The organism is Spirillospora sp. NPDC047418, from assembly GCF_040643275.1.
Classification (GTDB): domain Bacteria; phylum Actinomycetota; class Actinomycetes; order Streptosporangiales; family Streptosporangiaceae; genus Spirillospora.
Window position 1 is genome coordinate 1 of the sequence record NZ_JBEYTW010000201.1, and the last position, 1,830, is coordinate 1,830.

At 66.3% G+C, this 1,830-nt stretch carries 1 protein-coding gene; it reads right to left on the minus strand.

Annotated features, from left to right (window positions below; all coding sequences use genetic code 11):
- Window positions 1-228: 228 nt before the first annotated feature.
- On the minus strand, window positions 229-1,590 hold the full coding sequence (locus ABZ806_RS45015) for an IS256 family transposase (RefSeq protein ID WP_500226126.1): 1,362 nt from the start codon (window positions 1,588-1,590) through the stop codon (window positions 229-231).
- Window positions 1,591-1,830 lie beyond the last annotated feature (240 nt).

Sequence of the window (1,830 nt, forward strand, 5' to 3'; positions counted from 1 at the left end):
AACCAGATAGCTACCGCGATGGCCGAGAACACCAGACTGACCACGAGATTGGAGGCTGCTCTGGACGATATCGCAGGGCTCCGGTCTGCTCTCCGCCAAATGACCAGGCAGCAGAACACCCTGACTTGATACTGATCAGCTCTGCTCGGGCAACGTCAGCTTGAACACCTGCAAGAGCTTGTAACGTCAGGTGTGGAAAGTCCTTGCAGGTAGAAGGCGATGTTCGCTTTACCTGATGCGTCCTGGATAGGCCTCGGCGAGTTCGTTGAGTGCTTCGCGCCATCCGGCGGCGCGTTGTCCTTCGACGAGGCGGGTGGGCTGGAAGGCGTGCTTGTCGCCTTGCTCGCGTTTTGCGGCGCGTTCGCGGGCGCGTTTGTCCTCGATGTTGATGATGGCCAGCCACAGCAGCTTGACCACCGCGTCGTCGGTGGGGAAGTGCCCGCGTGCTTTGGTGACCTTGCGGAGCTGGTAGTTCAGCGACTCGATCCCGTTGGTGGTGTAGAGCAGCCGGCGGACCGGCCGGGTGAAGGCGAAGAAGGGCGTGAACCGGTCCCATGCGTCCTCGAACACCCGCACCGCCTGCGGATACTTGCGGCCCAGGTCGGTGCCGGCGAACTCGGCCAGGGCCTCCAGCGCGGCGTCGGCGTCCACGGCGGTGTAGACCTTCTTCAACTCCTTGGCCACCGCCCCGGCGTCGCGGCGGGCGACCGGCCGCAGCGCGTTACGAATGAGGTGAACCACGCAGGTCTGCACCACGGTGCCCGGGAACGCCCCGCCGATGGCGTCCTCGAAGCCCTTCAGCCCGTCGCAGCAGGCGATCAGGATGTCGCGGACCCCGCGGTTGCGCAGATCGGTCATCACCTGCCCCCAGAACCGGGCCCCCTCGGCGGCGGTCGCGCTCTCGGGCGGGGTCCGCGCCAGCCAGATCCCCAGCACGTGCTTCTCCCCGTCGGCGTCGATCCCGACCGCGACGTAGGCGGGCTTGTTGGTCACGACATGGTTGTCGCGCACCTTGACCACCAGGGCGTCCAGGAACACCACGGCGTAGACGGGGTCCAGCGGCCGGGTCTGCCAGACCTTGACCTCGTCCATCACCTGGTCGGTGATCCGCGAAACCTGCTCGTGAGAGAGTTCGGTGCCGTACACCTGCTTGAGGTGGTGCAGGATGTCGCGCACGCTCATGCCGTGCGCATAGAGGCTGATGATCATGTCGTCCAGGCCGCCGGCGACCCGGCCCGCCCGCTTGGGCACCAGCACCGGCTCGAACGTCCCGGCCCGATCGCGCGGCACCGACAACCGGACCGGGCCGACCCCGGTCTGCACCGTCTTGCCCTTACCCCGCCCGTTGCGGGAGTTCCCCGAATTGTTCCCGACCTGGTCGTGCTTGCCGTAGCCCAAGTGCGCGGTCAGCTCGGCCTCCAGCGCCCGCTCGAGCACGGCCTTGACCAACTGCCCCAGCATCGAGTCCTCACCGGTCAGCCGCAGCTGCCCCGCCTCGTCCTTCGACCGCTCCAGCAGCATGTCCAGCACCTCGTCGCCCAGCAGCTCCCGGACCGGCACATCCCGGTTCCCGCCCGCAACCGGCACCATTCCGCCGACACCGGCCCTGGCCTGGGCGACACTCTCATTCCCCTCGATCACGCTCATGGCTTCGAATCCCCCCGAATTCGATGGATGATCTTCCCTGTCGATCATCTACCCACCAAGATCATTTCCACGCCTTAGGAGATACCCCCACCTGCAAGGCCGAGCGGCGCAAGCTGGACTGGATCCATGCCGTTGGGTTGCCGGCGGGCGTGTTCGCCGATATCGCGCCGAAGATCCTTGCGG

Coding starts and splice junctions, on each gene's coding strand:
- ABZ806_RS45015 (WP_500226126.1), bottom strand. CDS start 1,590: ATGGTGCCGGTTGCGGGCGGGAACCGGGATGTGCCGGTCCGGGAGCTG.